15 protein-coding genes, 1 tRNA gene and 1 riboswitch are annotated in these 16,977 nt (G+C 73.4%); of the genes, 7 read left to right on the plus strand and 9 right to left on the minus strand.

Features of this window, described 5'->3' with window-relative positions; all coding sequences use genetic code 11:
- Positions 1 to 40: 40 nt before the first annotated feature.
- Positions 41 to 1,396, minus strand: a complete 1,356-nt coding sequence (locus BLS43_RS15725) for a dipeptidase (protein WP_218129839.1) — start codon at positions 1,394 to 1,396, stop codon at positions 41 to 43.
- A 62-nt stretch (positions 1,397 to 1,458) separates the two neighbouring features.
- Between BLS43_RS15725 and BLS43_RS15730 the strand changes: the two genes are divergently transcribed.
- Positions 1,459 to 3,075, plus strand: coding sequence for a fatty acyl-AMP ligase (locus tag BLS43_RS15730; protein WP_093084896.1), 1,617 nt, complete (start codon positions 1,459 to 1,461; stop codon positions 3,073 to 3,075).
- A gap of 40 nt (positions 3,076 to 3,115) precedes the next feature.
- On the opposite strand, the gene pth is transcribed toward BLS43_RS15730, so the two are convergent.
- Both pth and BLS43_RS15740 read right to left on the minus strand, forming a co-directional pair.
- Positions 3,116 to 3,697: an aminoacyl-tRNA hydrolase gene (gene pth / locus BLS43_RS15735; RefSeq protein WP_093084899.1), complete on the minus strand. Its 582-nt coding sequence runs from the start codon at positions 3,695 to 3,697 to the stop codon at positions 3,116 to 3,118.
- Positions 3,697 to 4,356: a 50S ribosomal protein L25/general stress protein Ctc gene (locus tag BLS43_RS15740; RefSeq protein WP_093084901.1), complete on the minus strand. Its 660-nt coding sequence runs from the start codon at positions 4,354 to 4,356 to the stop codon at positions 3,697 to 3,699. Before BLS43_RS15740 ends, pth begins: the two co-directional genes overlap by 1 nt.
- A gap of 264 nt (positions 4,357 to 4,620) precedes the next feature.
- Here BLS43_RS15740 and BLS43_RS15745 point away from each other — a divergent pair, with 264 nt between their 5' ends.
- Entirely contained in the window at positions 4,621 to 5,337 is a 717-nt protein-coding gene (locus BLS43_RS15745) for an Rv1352/Rv1906c domain-containing protein (RefSeq protein WP_093084904.1), read from the plus strand.
- Positions 5,338 to 5,400: 63 nt separating this feature from the next.
- Here the strand turns inward: BLS43_RS15745 and BLS43_RS15750 are convergent, their stop codons facing one another.
- Entirely contained in the window at positions 5,401 to 6,372 is a 972-nt protein-coding gene (locus tag BLS43_RS15750; protein ID WP_218129851.1) for a ribose-phosphate diphosphokinase, read from the minus strand.
- 5 nt (positions 6,373 to 6,377) lie between these two features.
- On the minus strand, positions 6,378 to 7,835 hold the full coding sequence (gene glmU / locus BLS43_RS15755; RefSeq protein WP_093084910.1) for a bifunctional UDP-N-acetylglucosamine diphosphorylase/glucosamine-1-phosphate N-acetyltransferase GlmU: 1,458 nt from the start codon (positions 7,833 to 7,835) through the stop codon (positions 6,378 to 6,380).
- A 114-nt stretch (positions 7,836 to 7,949) separates the two neighbouring features.
- Between glmU and BLS43_RS15760 the strand changes: the two genes are divergently transcribed.
- Together BLS43_RS15760 and BLS43_RS15765 are read left to right on the plus strand one after the other, a co-directional pair.
- A complete protein-coding gene (locus tag BLS43_RS15760; RefSeq protein WP_093084913.1) occupies positions 7,950 to 8,402 on the plus strand; it encodes a L,D-transpeptidase in 453 nt (150 codons plus the stop codon).
- Between the two features lie 109 nt (positions 8,403 to 8,511).
- A complete protein-coding gene (locus BLS43_RS15765) occupies positions 8,512 to 8,949 on the plus strand; it encodes an OsmC family protein (RefSeq protein ID WP_093084916.1) in 438 nt (145 codons plus the stop codon).
- A 147-nt stretch (positions 8,950 to 9,096) separates the two neighbouring features.
- On the opposite strand, the gene BLS43_RS15770 is transcribed toward BLS43_RS15765, so the two are convergent.
- On the minus strand, positions 9,097 to 9,558 hold the full coding sequence (locus tag BLS43_RS15770; RefSeq protein WP_093084918.1) for a DUF4262 domain-containing protein: 462 nt from the start codon (positions 9,556 to 9,558) through the stop codon (positions 9,097 to 9,099).
- Between the two features lie 52 nt (positions 9,559 to 9,610).
- Positions 9,611 to 9,681, minus strand: a tRNA-Gln gene (locus BLS43_RS15775).
- Between the two features lie 92 nt (positions 9,682 to 9,773).
- On the opposite strand from BLS43_RS15775, the gene BLS43_RS15780 reads away from it, so the two are divergent.
- From BLS43_RS15780 to BLS43_RS15790, 3 genes are read left to right on the plus strand one after another with little or no spacing between them, the layout of a single operon-like run.
- On the plus strand, positions 9,774 to 10,442 hold the full coding sequence (locus tag BLS43_RS15780) for a PIG-L deacetylase family protein (RefSeq protein WP_218129840.1): 669 nt from the start codon (positions 9,774 to 9,776) through the stop codon (positions 10,440 to 10,442).
- Positions 10,443 to 10,451: 9 nt separating this feature from the next.
- On the plus strand, positions 10,452 to 10,724 hold the full coding sequence (locus BLS43_RS15785; RefSeq protein WP_093084921.1) for a DUF2277 domain-containing protein: 273 nt from the start codon (positions 10,452 to 10,454) through the stop codon (positions 10,722 to 10,724).
- A gap of 9 nt (positions 10,725 to 10,733) precedes the next feature.
- Positions 10,734 to 14,018, plus strand: coding sequence for a S41 family peptidase (locus tag BLS43_RS15790; protein WP_093084924.1), 3,285 nt, complete (start codon positions 10,734 to 10,736; stop codon positions 14,016 to 14,018).
- 46 nt (positions 14,019 to 14,064) lie between these two features.
- On the opposite strand, the gene BLS43_RS15795 is transcribed toward BLS43_RS15790, so the two are convergent.
- On the minus strand, positions 14,065 to 15,549 hold the full coding sequence (locus BLS43_RS15795; RefSeq protein WP_093084926.1) for a sodium:solute symporter family transporter: 1,485 nt from the start codon (positions 15,547 to 15,549) through the stop codon (positions 14,065 to 14,067).
- A 43-nt stretch (positions 15,550 to 15,592) separates the two neighbouring features.
- A complete protein-coding gene (locus BLS43_RS15800) occupies positions 15,593 to 16,783 on the minus strand; it encodes an agmatinase family protein (RefSeq protein ID WP_218129841.1) in 1,191 nt (396 codons plus the stop codon).
- 49 nt (positions 16,784 to 16,832) lie between these two features.
- A riboswitch (guanidine-I (ykkC/yxkD leader) is annotated at positions 16,833 to 16,935 on the minus strand.
- Positions 16,936 to 16,977: the final 42 nt, after the last annotated feature.

Here is a 16,977-nt window from a genome sequence, read left to right on the forward strand (position 1 = left end):
TCCCGGCGCCGACCGCGAACGATATATCGCCAGACGGTCGTCAGCGGGCGAGCTCGTCGAGGAGGAAGGCCTCCGCGCGCACGCCCTTGCCGAACATCGAGAGCGACAGCGACTCGTCGATCCCGTGCCAGCGGCTCGCCGGGTCGCCGACGCCGGTGACCAGCACCGCGGCCCCCGGGAAGGTGCGGGCGAACTCCGCGATGAATGGGATCGACCCGCCGATCCCCATCTCGACCGTCGCGGTCTCGTAGGCCGCGGAGAAGGCGCGCTTGGCCGCGTCGTAGGACCCGCCGTTCGCGTCGAGCGCGAAGGGTTCGGCGACGCCGGAGCCGGGGGTGACCGTCACCTGCGCACCCCACGGCGTGTGCGCCTTCAGGTGCGCGGCCAGCTTCTCCCGGGCCGCGAGGGTGTCCTCGCCCGGCGCCAGCCGCATGCTGACCATGGCGCGGGCCCGGGGCAGGAGCACGTTCGCGGACTGGGCGACGCTGGGCGCGTCGATCCCCAGGACGGCGATCGCGGGCTTGTGCCAGGTCCGCTCGGCGAGCGTGCCGGTGCCGAGGAACTCCGCGCCCTCGACGAGCCCGGCCTCCCGGCGGAACTCCTCCTCCGGCACCGCGATCGCCGCGGCGTCCGTCCCGGAGTTGGCGTGCAGGCCCTCGACGGCGACCTCGCCCTTCTCGTCGTGCAGGCTGGCGAGGGTGTGGGTCAGGGCGGTGAGCGCGTCCCCGACCGGGCCGCCGAACACCCCGGAGTGCAGCGGACGCTCCAACAGGCTCACCTCGACCACGACGTCCACCAGGCCGCGCAGGCTGGTGGTCAGGGCCGGGGTGTCCACGGAGGGGTTGGCGGCGTCCGCGATCACGATGACGTCCGCGGCGAGGAGCTCGTGGTGCTCGCGGAGCAGGGCGGGCAGGGTCGGCGAACCGGACTCCTCCTCGCCCTCGATGAACAGCGTGACGCCGATCGGGGGCCTGCCCTCGAAGGCGCGCAGCACGGCGAGGTGGGTCATCACGCCCGCCTTGTCGTCCGCCGCGCCGCGGCCGTAGAGCCGACCCTCCCGCTCGGTGGGCTCGAAGGGCGCGCTGGTCCACAGCTCGTCCCCGCCCGTGGGCTGCACGTCGTGGTGGGCGTAGAGCAGGATCGTCGGCTGCCCCTCGGGTGCGGGCCACTGCGCGACGACGGCGGGCGCCCCGCCCTCGGCGCGCAGGATCTGCACCGACCCCGGGTTCAGCCGGCCCGCAAGCTCGGCGACCGCGGCGGCACTGGCCTCGGTGTCCGCGGCGTGCGCGGGATCGGCCCAGATGCTCGGGATCCGGACGAGGCGCTCGAGGTCGGCGCGCGCGGCGGGCAGGACGGCCTCGACGGCCGCGGCGATCTGGTCACGGGTGGCAGCCACGGCGCCGACCGTACTCCCGCGGTGCGCCCGTCCGGAGGCCCGGCGCACGTAGGGTGGGGCTTATGTCCCGGTTCCTCGCAACGTTGCTGGACTCCGCCACCGTCACGACCCGGGGGATGACGACCGGTGAGCCTGCCGCGCCGCGCCGTCGGACCTGGGCCGAGGTGCACGCCGAGGCCCGGAACCGGGCCGCGGCGCTGCGGGCCGCGGGGCTCGGGCACGGGCAGGCGGTCGGAGTGCTCGCCGGGGAGCCCGCCGCGATCGCGCCGCTCGCCCAGGCCGTCTGGCTCCTCGGCGGCAGCGTCACGATGCTGCACCAGCCGACCGCGCGCACCGACCTGGCGCACTGGGCCGAGGACACCGTCACGGTGCTCCGCATGATCGACGCGACGACGGTGCTGCTCGGCGCCCCGTTCGACGCCCTCGCCCCCGTCCTCGACGAGCGTGGCATCTCCCACCTGCTCATCGACTCCCTCGACGGGGGCGACCCGTTCGTCCCGGACGCCGACGTCGCGGACGAGGACGACACCGCCCTGCTGCAGCTCACGAGCGGGTCCACGGCCGAACCGAAGGCCGTGCGGATCACCCACCGCAACCTGCACGCGAACATCACGGCCATGCGCGAGGCCGCCCGGCTGGACGTCGAGCGGGACGTGATGATCTCGTGGCTGCCGCTGTTCCACGACATGGGCATGGTCGGGTTCCTGACGATCCCGATGGTGACCGGGCTCGAGTGCGTGATCGTCACGCCGGTGGACTTCCTGACCCGCCCGCTGCTCTGGGCCGAGCTGATCTCGCGCCACGGCGGCACGGTCACCGCGGCGCCGAACTTCGCCTACGCCGTGCTCGGCAGGCAGCTCGCCCGGGCCGCCGACCTGGACCTGTCGACGCTGCGGATCGCGCTCAACGGCGCGGAGCCGGTGGACCCGGTGGCGGTGCGCGCGTTCGTCGAGAACGGGGCGCGGTTCGGGCTGCGACCCGAGTCGGTGCTCTGCGCCTACGGCATGGCCGAGACGGCGCTTGGGGTGGCGTTCGCGCCGGTCGAGACGGGGCTGGCGGTGGACGAGATCGACGCCGACGCCCTCGAGTCGCGGCGCCGCGCCGAACCGGGCACCGGTCGGGCGTTCCCGCTGCTCGGGCCGCCCCTGCCGGGCATCGAGGCGCGCGTGGTCGCGGACGGGCGGACCGTGGGGGTCCGCGAGGTCGGCTCGATCCAGCTGCGCGGCGAGTCGGTGACGCCGGGGTACCTGACCGTCGACGGGCCGCTCGCCACCCGGGACCCCGACGGCTGGTTCGACACCGGTGACGAGGGCTACCTGGTCGAGGACGGGCAGGTGGTCGTCTGCGGGCGCACCAAGGACGTGATCATCATGGGTGGCCGCAACATCTACCCGACCGACATCGAGCGGGCCGCCGCGGAGGCGGACGGGGTGCGGGCCGGGAACGCCGTGGCCGTCCGGCTGCCCGCGGGGGACCGGCGGGAGTCCTTCGCCGTCGTCGTCGAGTCGCGGCGGGCGGGGGACGCGGACGAGTCCGCCGTGATCCGCAAGGACGTGATCTCGCGGGTGGTGAGCGCGGTGGGTGCCCGGCCCGCCCGCGTGGAGGTGCTCCCACCCGGCAGCCTGCCCAAGACGCCGAGCGGCAAGCTCCGCCGCGCCGCGACCGCCGAGCTGCTGTGAGTGGCGATGGTCGCCAGGGCGACCATCGCCACTCACGAGCTCACGACAGGGCGTGGAAGCGGTTCTGGGTGGGTTCGAGGCCGTCGGCGAGGAGCGCCTCGACGGCGTCCGCGGCGAGGTCGACCGCGAGGTCGAGTTCCTTCTGTTCGGTCCCGGAGAACTTCTTGAGCACGAAGTCCGCCGGGTCCTGCCTGCCGGGCGGGCGGCCGATGCCGAAGCGCAGCCGCAGGTAGTCCTTGGTGCCGAGCGAGCGGCTGATCGAGCGGAGCCCGTTGTGCCCGCCCTCGCCGCCGCCCCGCTTCACCCGGACCACGCCGAAGCCGAGGTCCAGGTCGTCGTGGGCGACGACGAGGTCCTCGGCGCCGACCGAGAAGTACCGGGCGAGTCCGGCGACCGGGCCGCCGGACTCGTTCATGTACGTGCGCGGCTTGGCCAGCACGACCTTCCCGCCCGCGAGCCGACCCTCGGCGATCTCCGAGTTCGACCGCTTGTGCAGGGTGAACCGCGCCCCGATCCGCGCCGCCAGCAGGTCGACGACGGCGAACCCCACGTTGTGTCGGGTGTCCGCGTAGCGGGGCCCGGGGTTGCCGAGCCCCACCACCAGCGCCGTGCCTGCGGCCATCAGCTCTCGGAGGCGGAGCCCTCGGCCGAGGTCTCGGCCCCGTCCGTGGCGCTCTCCGGGGCGTCCTCGACCACGCCGGCACCCTCGGTGTCGATCTCGGCCTCGAGGTCCGCGGCGGTCGGGGCGGCGACGACGTTCACCACGAGGTACTCGGGGTCGGTCCGCAGCTCGGTGCCCTCGGGCAGCGGCAGCTGGCCCGCGAGGAACTGGGTGCCGACCTCGGCGCCCTCGACGGAGACGACGACGTTCTCGGGGATGTTGAGCGCGTCCGCCTCGACCTCGACGGTGTTCAGCTCCTGGGTGACCAGGGTGCCCGGCGCGGCCTCGCCCTCGACGATGACCGTGATCTCGACGACGACCTTCTCGCCCTTCTTGATCACGAGGAGGTCGACGTGCTCGATGTACGGGCGGATCGGGTGGAACACGACCGTCTTGGTCAGCGCCAGCGACTGGGTGCCCGCGATGTCCAGCTCGAGGATCGCGTTGCGGCCCTGCTCACGGACGACGGCGGCGAACTCCAGCGACGGCAGCGACAGGTGCTGCGGGTCGGTCCCGTGCCCGTAGAGGACGGCGGGGATCTTGCCCGCGTTGCGGGTGCGGCGCGCGGCGCCCTTGCCGAACTCGGTCCGGGTCTCGGCGGCGATCTTGGACTGGGCCACGGTGGATCTCTCTCCTCGTACTGCGGATGTCAGCGCGCGACGAGGGGCGGCCCCGAAGGGGTCGACCACGTCGATGACGGCGGGCTCGACGAACAACCCGCCCTCGCCGCGGAATGCCGACAACGGTACGCCGGCCCGTCGCGGCCCTCGGCACGGGGTGCTCTCCTCAGATTCGATGAAACGGGCGTGTCGTGGCTAAGACGTCCGGCACTCGTCGCGATGAGCCGGATGTCAGCACGCAGTCGAGGCATTCGGGGGAAGGCCATGACCACCCAGCACTACCGCTCCGCAGACGTCGACCCGGCGACCGAGGCGATCCCGGTGATCCCGGTGCTCCCGGTCGTCCCGGCGCAGCGCTCGCCCCGGGGCCGCACCACGACCGTGGGCGAGGCGGCGGGCATGACGACGTGGCAGCGGGCGGGCGCGTCCCGCGCGGAGTCGGCGCCCCTGTTCACCGCGGGCCCCGCGCCGGCGTCCTTCGCGGAGTCCGCCGCCCAGGCCGAGCCGTGGGCGTCCACACTGTCCCGCCGCGAGGAGAAGCAGGCCCGCAGGCAGAAGCAGACCCGCAAGGGGGAGCAGGGGCGTCGTCGCTGGCCGTGGCTGACCGCGGGCCTCGCCGTCGGGCTCCTGTTCGGCGTGATGATCGGCCAGGGCATGGGCGGCACCGCAGCGCCCACCGCCGCGCCCGCCCCGCAGACCGAGACGGTCGCCGCCCCGCCCGCCCAGCCCGCGGGCCCCGCGACGACCGTGTCCGACGGCACCTACGAGGTGGGCGTCGACATGGCCGCGGGCCGCTACAAGACCGAAGGTCCGTCCGCCTCGAACGCGCTGGGCATGTGCTACTGGGAACGGGCCTCCACCGACTCCGGCGAGCTCGGGTCGATCATCGCCAACGAGATCGTCCAGGGCCCCGGCTCGGTGACCGTCCAGAACGGCGAGTTCGCGACGCTGCGCGGTGGCTGCACCTGGACCCGGGTCTGAGCATGATCCACCGAACGGGAGCGGGGCGGTCGGAACCCGACCGCCCCGCTCCCGACGTGTGGATCAGGCGTTGCCGTCGAACAGGCTGGTCACCGAGCCGTCGTCGAAGACCTGGTGGATGGCCTCGGCGAGCAGCGGGGCGATCGAGAGCACGGTCATGCCGGGGAAGCGCTTGTCCTCCGGGATCGGCAGGGTGTCCATGAAGATCACCTCGCGGGCGCCGCAGTTCGCCAGGCGGTCGACGGCGGGGCCCGAGAGCACGCCGTGGGTGGCCGCGATGATCACGTCCTTGGCGCCCTCCTTCAGCAGCACCTCGACGGTCTTCGCCACCGTGCCACCGGTGTCGATCATGTCGTCGATGACCACGCAGGTGCGGCCCTCGATCTCACCGACCACCCGGTTCGCCACGGCCTCGTTCGGCTTGAGCGGGTCCCGGGTCTTGTGGATGAAGGCCAGCGGGGTGCCGCCGAGGGTCTCCGCCCAGCGCTCGGCCAGCCGCACGCGCCCCGAGTCCGGCGAGACGACGGCCAGGTCGTCCTCCGCGTAGCGCTCCTTGATGTGCTGCGCGAGCACCGGCAGGGCGAACAGGTGGTCCACCGGGCCGTCGAAGAAGCCCTGGATCTGCGAGGTGTGCAGGTCCACCGTCATGATCCGGTCCGCGCCCGCGGTCTTGAACAGGTCCGCGACGAGGCGGGCGGTGATGGGCTCGCGGCCGCGGTGCTTCTTGTCCTGGCGGGCGTAGCCCCAGAACGGCATGACCACGGTGATCCGCTTGGCCGAGGCGCGCTTGAGCGCGTCGACCATGATCAGCTGCTCCATGATCGCGTCGTTGATCGGCGCCGAGTGGGCCTGCAGCACGAATGCGTCGCACCCCCGGACCGACTCCTCGAACCGGACGAAGATCTCGCCGTTCGCGAAGGAGTAGGCCGACTGCGGGGTGACCGTGACGTCGAGGTGCTTGGCGACCTGCTCGGCCAGCTCGGGGTGTGTCCTCCCGGCGAAGAACATCAGGTTCTTCTTCGGCTGACCCGACATGGCACTCACTGCGCTTGGCCTCCTTGGCCGCCGGCTGCGTTGGTGGCCCGTTCGGCGGCGGCGGCCGCCGGCGTGCCGGGTCGCTTCCGTACGACCCACCCCTCGATGGTGCGCTGTGGCCCGGACGACACCGCCAGCGCCCCCGGCGGAACGTCGTCCCGGACCACCGTCCCCGCCCCCGTGTACGCGCCGTCGCCGACGGCCACGGGGGCGATGAACATGGTGTCGGATCCGGTGCGGACGTGGGAACCGATCGTCGTGCGGTGTTTGGCGACACCGTCGTAGTTGACGAACACCGACGACGCGCCGATGTTGCTCTGCTCGCCGATCGTGGCGTCCCCCACGTACGTGAGGTGCGGCACCTTGGAACCCGCGCCGATCTCGGCGTTCTTCGTCTCCACGAAGGTGCCGATCTTGCCGCTCGCGCCGAGCCGGGTCCCCGGCCGCAGGTAGGCGAACGGGCCCACGGTGGCTCCCGCGCCGATGACCGAGGCCGACCCGTGCGTCCGGACGACCGAGGCCCCCTCGCCGATCTCGCTGTCGGCGAGCGTGGTGTCCGGGCCGACCACGGCGCCGTCGGCGACGGTGGTGCGGCCGCGCAGCTGCGTCCCCGGCTCGACGACGACGTCTCGGCCCAGCGTGACCTGCACGTCCACCCAGGTGCTGGCCGGGTCGACGATCGTCGCGCCGCCGAGCATGTGGCCGCGCAGGACCCGGCGGTTGAGTTCGGCGCGGACCTCGGCGAGCTGGACCCGGTCGTTGACCCCGGCGACCAGCCAGGGGTCCTCGGTCCGCACGGCCTCGACGCGGCGCCCGTCCGCGACGGCGAGTGCGACGAGATCGGTCAGGTACAGCTCGCCCTGGGCGTTGTCGGTGCCGATGCGGGTGAGCCCGTCGGCGAGGAAGGCGGCGTCGAAGGCGTAGACCCCGGAGTTGACCTCGGTGATCGCCCGCTGCGCGGCGGAGGCGTCCTTCTGCTCGACGATCGCCGTCACCGCCCCGTCCGTGCGCACGATCCGCCCGTACCCGGTCGGGTCGGCCAGGTCGGTCGTGAGCAGGGTCACGGCGGCCTCGGTCGAGAGGACCTCGCGCAGGGTGGCGGCGTCGAGGAGCGGGACGTCCCCGTAGGTCACCAGCACGGTGCCGGTCAGGTCCGCGGGCAGCGCGGCGAGGCCGCACCGCACGGCGTCCCCGGTGCCGTTCTGCTGCTCCTGGACGGCCGTGTGGATGTCGCGGGCCACCTCGTCCGCGATCCGCAGCAGCGCGGCGGTGACCTCGTCGCGGCCGTGCCCGACGACCACCGCGAGGTGCTCGGGCTCCAGCTCGGCGACGGCGTGGACGGCGTGCCCGAGCAGGCTCCGACCGCCGATCTCGTGCAGCACCTTCGGCGTGGCCGAGCGCATGCGGGTGCCCTCGCCCGCGGCCAGGACCACCGATGCGGCGGGTCGGGGGGAGTCGGGCATGGGCACTCCTTCGCCTCGCGGCCGTGCTTCCGGGCCGGACGAATCCTACGCGGGCGCGCCGTGACCGCGGGGGGCTGCGCTCGTTGGCCCACTCGAACCGGACGAAAGGTGCACATGCGCACGGTGTGGGGTCTCGCCGCAGCCGCGGTCGTGCTGGTCGTGCTGGTCGTGGTGTTCTCCGGGACGGCGCTCGCGGGCCCCGCCGCACCCGTGCCGGGCACGCCGTGCACCACGGTGGCGCGGGCCTGTGTGGACGTGGCGGCCAAGCAGGCCTGGCTGCTGCGCGACGGCGCGGTGGTGTTCGGGCCGGTCGCCGTCAGTCCCGGCGGGCAGGGGCACGAGACCCCGCGGGGCGACTTCGTCGTCGAGTGGAAGAACGTCAACCACCGCAGCGCGGAGTTCGACGACGCGCCGATGCCGTTCGCGGTGTTCTTCGCCCAGGGCGGGATCGGCTTCCACCAGGGCACCCTGGAGACGCCGTCGGCGGGCTGCGTGCGCCTGACCCGCCCGGACGCCATCGAGTTCTACGACCACCTCCAGGTCGGGGACGCCGTCCAGGTCCGCTGAGCAACCGTTCACCGACAGGGGTGGGCCGGTCGCCGTCGGGTGGCTCCGATCGGGTGTGTCGGCCAGGCTGGGCGGGTTCTTCTCGTATAGCCGACGGATCGGAGTCCCGATGCCCACTCGCACCGCACGGACGGCCTGGAACGGTTCCCTCGAGGAGGGGTCCGGGCAGGTCGAGCTGACCAGCAGCAAGGTCGGCACGTACGACGTCAGCTTCCCCAAGCGTGCCGCCGAGGACGCGGGCGGCACCACCAGCCCGGAGGAGCTGATCGCGGCGGCGCACTCCTCCTGCTACGCCATGCAGCTCTCGGCGCTGCTCGGCCAGGCGGGCGGGACCGTCGAGTCCCTCGATGTGACCGCGGACGTGTCGCTCGGGCCGGACCCGGCGGGCGGGTTCCGCATCACCGGCATCGCGCTGAAGGTCCGGGGCGAGGTCCCCGGGCTCGACGCCGCGGAGTTCGAGAAGGCCGCGCAGGCCGCCAAGGAGGGCTGCCCGGTCAGCAAGGCGCTCACCGGAACCACCATCACGCTGGACGCCGCGCTGGAGTGATCCCGCGCGGGAGAGGAGACGACATGCGATCCATGAACGTCCTCGGGTGCACGGGCAACGGCGCACCGCCGCCCCCGCCACCCCGACCCGGTCGCTGAACCGGGTCGCTGAACCGCGAAGGCCGCCCCGCACCGGGGCGGCCTTCGGTCATGTCAGGGGCGGCGCGTCGGGGGAGCGGGGGCCGAGCACGGGCTGCACGCCGCCCGCCGCCGGGTCCCACGGCCAGCGGCCCGCCTCGTCCGCCCAGACGACCTGGACCGCGCGCCTGCCCTCGCCGTAGAGCGCGACGGCGTGCACCAGGTGCGCGTCCGGCTCCGCGACCTCGACGTACTCGAGGGCGGCGGCCGCCCGCTCGCCGGGGCGCGGCGCGACGCCCGCGTCGAGCACGTGCTCGGCGACGTCGTTCAGCAGGTCGACGGCCCGCTCGGCGGGCAGCCCCGTCACGACCAGCTCGGGCAGCCCGGACGACCCGAGCCCGACCGTGTAGGCCCACGGCGGCCGCCGGCCCGTCCCGTAGACCACCCGCACCGCCCAGCCGTGCTCGCGCACGGTCTCGGCCAGGTCTGCCACGACCTGCTCGTAGCTCTCACTCGCACACATGGCGCACATGCGTCCTCCCCTCGTGTCGCGCTCCGACCGGACGCCACCCGAGGTCGACTCGCTCCGCCGCCAGGATTCGAACCTGGACCATCGGAACCAAAATCCGAGGTGCTGCCGTTACACCACGGCGGATTGTCCGTCCATCCTGTCACGCGGGAGGTGATCTCCTCAGCCAGGATGACGATGAGCCTTTCGCTCGCAGGCGTGGGGCGGGATGCTGAGGCGTGCTCAGCCTGCTGCCGGAACGCCTGGACCGGATGGTGCTGATCGGCGCGCACAGCGCGGACATCGCCGTCGGGGCCGGCGGTGCGCTCCTGGAGCTGTGTCGCGCGCACCCCGGTGTCGCGGTGACCGCGCTGGTGTTGACCGGCGGCGGGTCGTTGCGCGAGGAGGAGGAGCGGGCGGCGCTCGCGGCCTTCTGTCCCGGCGCCAAGCTCGAGGTCGTGGTGCACGACCTGCCCGACGGGCGGCTCCCGGTCCGCGCGGAGCGGGTGGGCCAGGCGATCGAGGAGGTCCGCGGGCGCGGCGAACCCGATCTGGTGCTGGGTCCGCCCCGCCACGACGGCAGGCCCGATCACGGCGTCGTCGCCCAGTGGGTGCCCACGGCCTTCCCCGACCATCTCGTGCTGGGCTACGAGCTGCTCGAGGGCGAGGGAGACCTGGCGCAGCCCGCCGCGTTCCTGCCGCTCGCGGAGCCGGTGCTGACCGAGAAGATCGCCAAGCTGCACGAGCACTACGGCAGCCAGACCGACCGCCCGTGGTTCGACGCCGAGTCCTTCGCCGGGCTCGCCCGGGTGCGCGGGGTGCAGTGTCGGGCCCGCTACGCCGAGGGCTTCCACCCCGGCCGGATGCTGCTCGGCGTCGCGCCGCTGACCGGCCTCGATCCCGTATGAGGAGGAGTCATGTGCCGCAACATCCGGACCCTGCACAACTTCGATCCGCCCGCCACGAACGACGAGGTGCACGCGGCGGCGCTGCAGTTCGTCCGCAAGGTCAGCGGGTCGGCGAAGCCCTCGCAGGTGAACCAGGAGGCCTTCGACCGGGCGGTCGCGGAGATCGCGCACGTGACCCGGCACCTGCTCGAGGACCTGGTCACCACCGCGCCGCCCAAGGACCGCGAGGTGGAGGCGGCCAAGGCCCGGGCGCGCGCCCAGGAGCGCTACTCCCGGCAGTAGCGTTGCGGGGTGCCACGTAGCTATCTGCGGTTCCCCCACCTGCACGGCGACAGCCTGGTGTTCGTGGCCGAGGACGACGTCTGGACCGCCCCGCTCGCGGGCGGGCGCGCGACCCGGCTCACGGCGGACGAGGTCCCGGCCCGGTCCCCGCGGTTCTCCCCCGACGGCACCCTGGTCGCCTGGAGCAGCACGAAGGACGGCGCCCCGGAGATCCGGGTGGCCGAGGCGGACGGCGGCGCCGCCCGCCGCGTGACGTTCTGGGGCGACCTGCGCACCCGGTCGGCGGGCTGGACGCCCGACGGCCGCGTGGTCGCGACCAGCGCGACCGGCCAGCACACCTTCGCGAACACCTGGGCCTACGCGGTCCCCGCGCTCGGCGGCCGCCCGCACCGGCTGGACTACGGCCCCGTCTCCGCCGTGGCCTACGGCGCCGGGGGCGTCCTGATCGGACGCACCATGGCGCGCGACATGGCCTGGTGGAAGCGCTACCGGGGCGGCACCGCCGGGAAGATCTGGTGGGACCCCACGGGCACCGGGGAGTTCACCCGCCTGCTCCCCGAGCTCGACGGGCAGCTCGACGCCCCCATGGTCGTGGCGGGCCGGATCGCCTTCCTCTCCGACCACGAGGACCACGGCAACCTCTACAGCGTCGACCTGCAGGGCGGTGACCTGCGCCGGCACACCGACCACGGGGTGGACGGCGCCGAGTTCTACGCCCGCCACGCGAGCACGGACGGCGAACGGGTCGTCTACGAGTCCGCGGGCGAGCTCTACCTGCTCGAGTCCCTCGACGCGCAGCCGCGGCGCCTGGACGTGCGGCTCGGCGGGCCGCGCACCCGCCGGGAGTCGCACCGGGTCCGCGCCGCGCACTGGGTCTCCGGGGCCCGCCCCGACCACACCGGACGGTCGAGTGTGGTCTCGGTGCGCGGCACCGTGCACCGGCTGACCCACCGGGACGGCCCGGCCCGCACCCTGCTCGCGGAGCAGGGCGTGCGGGCGCGGCTGGCCCGCCCGCTGGGGGAGGACCGCGCGATCTGGATCGACGACGCGAGCGGGGAGGACGCCGTCGTCGTCGCGCCGCTGGACCCGCACGCCGAGGGTGCCCCCGACCCGGTCCGGTACGCCGACGGACAGGTCGGCCGGGTGCTGGAGCTGGAGGCCGCGCCGGACGGGACGCTCGCCGCGCTGACCACGCACGACGGCCGTCTGGTCCTGCTCGACACGGCCACCGGGCACGTCCGCACCCCGGCCCGCGGCGCCGCCGGGGAGATCGCCGGACCGAGCTTCTCGCCGGACTCCCGCTGGCTCGCCTACGAGGACCCGATCGAGCCGGGCCTGTCCCGGATCATGCTGGTGGACCTGGCCGGACCCGACGGGAGCGACGCCCTCGTCGCCGTGACCGAGCCGCGGTTCGTCGACACCGACCCGGTGTTCACCACGGACGGGCGCTACCTCGCGTTCCTCTCCCGGCGCAGCTTCGACCCGATCTACGACGAGCACTCCTTCGACCTCACGTTCCCGGCGTCCTGGCGGCCGTTCCTGGTGCCGCTGGCGGCGCGCACGCCGTCGCCGTTCGGGGCGGGGCCGGACGGTCGGCCCACCACCGGGGCCGACGAGGAGCCCGAGGACCCGCCCGCGGTGTCGGACGACGAGCCCGAGAAGAAGGAGTCGGAGAAGGAGAAGGACACCCCGCCGGAGACGGTCGTGGACGTCGAGGGGCTGGCGGACCGGGTCGTCCCGATCCCGGTCCCGGAGGGTCGCTACCGCGGGCTGGGCGCGGCGAAGGACTGCCTGCTCTGGTTGTCGGTGCCGGTCACCGGCGAGCTGGGCGACGGGCGGGCCGAGGGCGACGACCCCAAGCCCGTCCTGGAGCGGTTCGACCTGAAGAAGCGCAAGGTCGACACCATCGCCGACCCCGCGACCGGCTACGCGGTCAGCGGCGACGGCACCCGCCTGGTCGTCCGGGAGTCCCGCACGCTGCGGGTGCTGCGCAGCGACCGTTCCGGCTCCGGGGCGCCGTCGGAGGGCGACGCGGACGAGTTCGAGATCGACACCTCCCGCGTCTCGGTGACCGTCGACCCGGCCGCCGAGTGGCGCCAGATGTTCGACGAGGCGGGCCGCCTCATGCGGGACCACTACTGGGTCGAGGACATGGCGGGCGTCGACTGGGCCGCCGAGCTGGAGCGGTACCGGCCGCTGGTCGACGCCGTCGGCAGCACCGACGACCTCGTCGACCTGATGTACGAGACGGCGGGCGAGCTGGGCTCCTCGCACGCCTACGTGGTGGGCCGCGGCTCCGCCGGCGACTTCGGTGGGCGCCCCGGGTTCCTCGGCGCCGACCTGGAGGCGACCGACCAGGGCTGGCGGATCGCGCGCGTCCTGCCGCCGGAGACCTCCGCGCCGGACGCCCGCAGCCCGCTGTCCGAGCCGGGCGTCGACGTCCGGGCGGGGGACGTGCTGGTGGAGGTCGGAGGGCGCCCGGTCGACCACGAGCTGGGCCCGAACCCGCTGCTGCTGGGCCGCGCGGACACCCTCACCGAGCTGACCGTCCGGACGGCAGCGGGCGTGCTGCGGCGGGTCGTCGTCCGGCCGCTGGGCGGCGAGCAGAACCTGCGCTACCACGACTGGGTCGCGGGGCGGCGGGCCTTCGTCGCCGACCGCTCCGAGGGGCGGCTGGGGTACCTGCACGTGCCGGACATGGTCGCCTCGGGGTGGGCGCAGCTGCACCGGGACTTCGCCCGCGAGGCGCGGCGCGAGGGCCTGGTGCTCGACGTCCGGGACAACTCCGGCGGGCACACCTCCCAGCTGGTGATCGAGAAGCTGGCGCGCAAGGTGATCGGCTGGGACGTGGTGCGCCACGCCGCGCCCGCCACCTACCCGGAGGGCGCGCCGCGTGGCCCGATCGTGCTGGTCGTCGACGAGCACGCGGGCTCCGACGGCGACATCGTGACCGCCGCGTTCACGCGGATGGGGCTCGGCCCCGTCGTCGGGACGCGGACGTGGGGCGGGGTGATCGGCATCGACAGCCGGTACGCCCTGGTCGACGGCACCCGCGTGACCCAGCCGCGCTACTCCTTCTGGTTCGACGACCTGCACTGGTCCGTCGAGAACCACGGCGTGGACCCGGACGTCGAGGTGGTGACCACCCCACAGGACTGGGTGGCGGGCCGCGACCCGCAGTTGGAGACCGCGGTCCGCCTCACCCTGGAGGCGCTGGAGCGCAGCCCCGCGGTCACCCCTCCGGATCCCGCGACCCGCCCCAGCCGAGCCAAGCGCCCCCTGCCCCCACGCTGACCGTGAGTGGCGATAGTCGCTCCAGCGACTATCGCCACTCACGGGGTCAGGTGGGTTCCGCGGCCACCGTGCGGGGCGACGGGTCGGGCGTCGGCGGGGTGGTGCGGGGCCGGAGCAGCGCCACCGCCACGAACGTCAGCAGGGACAGTGCCGGGGCGATGAAGGTGGGCCAGCCGTCGAAACCCGGGCCGAACACGGAGTTCGGGATGTACAGCAGGGTGTTGTCGACGCCGTAGATCGTGGGCGTCAGGACGAAGAAGCCCAGCCGCACCACCAGCCCGACCGTGATCGCCGCCGCGGCGGCGGCCGTGGTGATCCGGGCGGGCCACCAGTGCGCCAGCACGAACGGCACGACGAGCGCGGCGAGCATCAGGTCGAACGCCAGGGTGAGCAGGATGCCGGTCTGCGGCACCCGCAGCGCGAACAGGATCGCGACGCCCACCACGAACGGCATCGTGAACCGCACCTGGCGCAGCAGCGGGTCCTTGCCGGTCTCCGCGTCGTGCTGCTGGTCGCGCCCGGCGATGTTCCGGACGGCGACGGCGGCGGTGCCGAGGATGACCCCGTTCGCCGTGGAGCACGAGGCCGCGACGATCGCGGACAGCACCATGATCGTGAGCCCGGCGGGCGCGTACTGCTCCAGCAGCACGAACAGCACCGGCCCGTCGACCTGCGCGTCGCCGAAGATCGCCCCGGAGGACAGCGCGACGAGCGCGTACGGGATCCCGACGAGCGCGGTGCCCGCCGCGCCCACGAAGCACGCGCGGCGCGCGATCTCCGGACTCTTCGCGGAGAAGATCCGCTGCATGAAGTCGATCGCCACGATGTCGCCGATGCCGAGTGCGATGAGCGTCGCCCAGTTCACCACGGCGCCCTGCGCGGGGTCGCCGAGCTGGCCGAGGTCGAAGGGCCCCATGCCCTCCGGCACGGTGATCCCGTAGGTGAGGGCGACCCAGACCAACAGGGCCGCCGACCCGATCACGGTGATGATGACCTGGATGAACGCGGTGTAGGCGTCGGAGAACATCCCGCCGGTGATCGTGTACGCGAGCACCACGCCGACGATGATCAGCACGCCCGCGGTGTAGCTGGTGCCGAGGAACCGCTCGAACAGGAAGCCGCCCGCCACGAGGTTGCCCGCGAGCAGGATGCAGAAGCTGAAGATCATCAGGACCGAGGACGCCAGCTCGACGCCCCGGCTGTACTTGATCCGGTAGAAGTCCGGCAGGCTGAGCAGCCCCATCGCGTTCATGCGCTTGGCGAAGAAGACGCCGGTCAGCAGCAGGCACAGGCCCAGCCCGAGCGGCAGCGAGGCACCCGCCCAGAAGCCGAAGCCCGCGGACAGGTCGGTGTTGCCGAGCGTGGCGTTCGAGTCGACCGCCTGGCCCATCAGACCCGCCGCGACGAGCGGCAGGCCCAGCGCGCGGCCCGCGACGAGGAAGTTGGTCGAGTCGCCGTCGACCTTGCGGGCGACGGCGAGCCCCACGGCGAGGACGAGGACGACGCCGATCGCGACCCCGAGAATGATCATGACTGTCTCCGTTCCGGGTGAAGGAAGACGTGCTCAGGAGTGCTCAGGAGTTCTTCGGCAGGTGGCCGGACCGCACGAGGCAGCCGAGGGTGTCGCAGACGACGCGGGTGGCGATCAGCGCGGTGATCTCCGCGTTGTCGTAGGGCGGGGCGCACTCGACGACCTCGATCCCGGCGAGCGGGCGGGCGTCGGCGATGATCTGGATGAACTTCAGGACCTCGCGCGGGAGGAACCCGCCGGGCTCCGGCCAGCCGGTGCCGGGGACGAAGGCGGCGTCGAGGCAGTCCACGTCGAAGGAGAGCCAGACGGCGTCGGCGCCGTCCCAGGCGACGTCGAGCGCCCGCTGGGCCGCCTCCTCGATGCCCATCTCCACGCAGTCGGTGACGGTCATGATCGTGGTGCCGCGCTCGCGTCCGACCTTGACCCCCGGCCGCGGTGCCTGCCACCCGCCGATCCCGATCTGGACCAGGTTCTTCGCCGGGACGTTCGGGATGTCGGTGGCGTGGAACCACGGGGTGGTGTGCATCCGCTCGTCGAGGTCGGTCTCCTGGGTGTCGACGTGCCGGTCGAAGTGGATGATCCCCAGGTTCCCGCCGTTCAGGTGGGGTGCGACGCCCCGCACGGTCGGGTAGCCGATCGAGTGGTCACCGCCGAGGACGACGGGGAACGCGCCGGAGGAGTACACGTGCGAGACCGCTTTGCTGATCTGGTCGAAGCACTTCTCGATGTTGCCGGGGATGGTGAAGACGTCCCCGAGATCGGCGATCGTGATGGACTCGCGCAGGTCCACGCCGAGCTCGAACGAGTAGGGGCCGTAGAGCGCGGAGATCTTCCGGATGCCCTGCGGGCCGAACCGGGTGCCCGAGCGGTAGGTGGTGCCGCCGTCGAACGGCACACCGAGCACGGCGACGTCGTACTCCCCGCACCGCCGGACGTCCTCGACGTAGGGGGCCTTGAGGAAGGTGTTGATGCCCGCGAAGTGCGGCAGCTCGCCCCGGGAGAACGTGGGGATCGTGCGGTCCACGATGGAGTCCGCGCCAGGCAGGCCCAGCTCCAGGCCGCGGGCGATCTCCGCCTCGTACTTCGTGGTGGGCAGCCGCGCCTCCGCGGCCACGGCGTAGGCGGCCTCGGGACCGTAGTGGGCGTGGAGCGTGCGGGCCTGCTGCTCGGCCTCGACGGGGTCGATCGGCGTGCCGTCCGGCGTCTCGTCCGGGCGGTTCGGGTTGTAGTGCATGGCGTCCTCACGGTCGGGCGCCGGCGCAGGAGCAGCCGGCACACCAGCTGTCTCCCGGGCTTTTGTCCCGCCGTGGGGCGGCTCGCCGTGCCTGCCGCCTGCATCTCTCGGACCAGACCTCGCGAGCGAGCGGAACCCTAGACGCGCCTCACCGTCGGGTGAGTCGCGCACCAGTGAAGGGGCCCGATGTTGCG

This window comes from Pseudonocardia oroxyli, assembly GCF_900102195.1.
Lineage (GTDB): Bacteria > Actinomycetota > Actinomycetes > Mycobacteriales > Pseudonocardiaceae > Pseudonocardia > Pseudonocardia oroxyli.

Bases quoted from the DNA above. Each gene is read 5' to 3' on its own strand.
- BLS43_RS15730 (WP_093084896.1), top strand. From the start codon at position 1,459: ATGTCCCGGTTCCTCGCAACGTTGCTGGACTCCGCCACCGTCACGACC.
- BLS43_RS15770 (WP_093084918.1), bottom strand. From the start codon at position 9,558: ATGTGCGCCATGTGTGCGAGTGAGAGCTACGAGCAGGTCGTGGCAGAC.
- glmU (WP_093084910.1), bottom strand. From the start codon at position 7,835: ATGCCCGACTCCCCCCGACCCGCCGCATCGGTGGTCCTGGCCGCGGGC.
- BLS43_RS15785 (WP_093084921.1), top strand. From the start codon at position 10,452: ATGTGCCGCAACATCCGGACCCTGCACAACTTCGATCCGCCCGCCACG.
- BLS43_RS15750 (WP_218129851.1), bottom strand. From the start codon at position 6,372: ATGTCGGGTCAGCCGAAGAAGAACCTGATGTTCTTCGCCGGGAGGACA.
- BLS43_RS15795 (WP_093084926.1), bottom strand. From the start codon at position 15,549: ATGATCATTCTCGGGGTCGCGATCGGCGTCGTCCTCGTCCTCGCCGTG.
- BLS43_RS15745 (WP_093084904.1), top strand. From the start codon at position 4,621: ATGACCACCCAGCACTACCGCTCCGCAGACGTCGACCCGGCGACCGAG.
- BLS43_RS15800 (WP_218129841.1), bottom strand. From the start codon at position 16,783: ATGCACTACAACCCGAACCGCCCGGACGAGACGCCGGACGGCACGCCG.
- BLS43_RS15765 (WP_093084916.1), top strand. From the start codon at position 8,512: ATGCCCACTCGCACCGCACGGACGGCCTGGAACGGTTCCCTCGAGGAG.
- BLS43_RS15760 (WP_093084913.1), top strand. From the start codon at position 7,950: ATGCGCACGGTGTGGGGTCTCGCCGCAGCCGCGGTCGTGCTGGTCGTG.
- pth (WP_093084899.1), bottom strand. From the start codon at position 3,697: ATGGCCGCAGGCACGGCGCTGGTGGTGGGGCTCGGCAACCCCGGGCCC.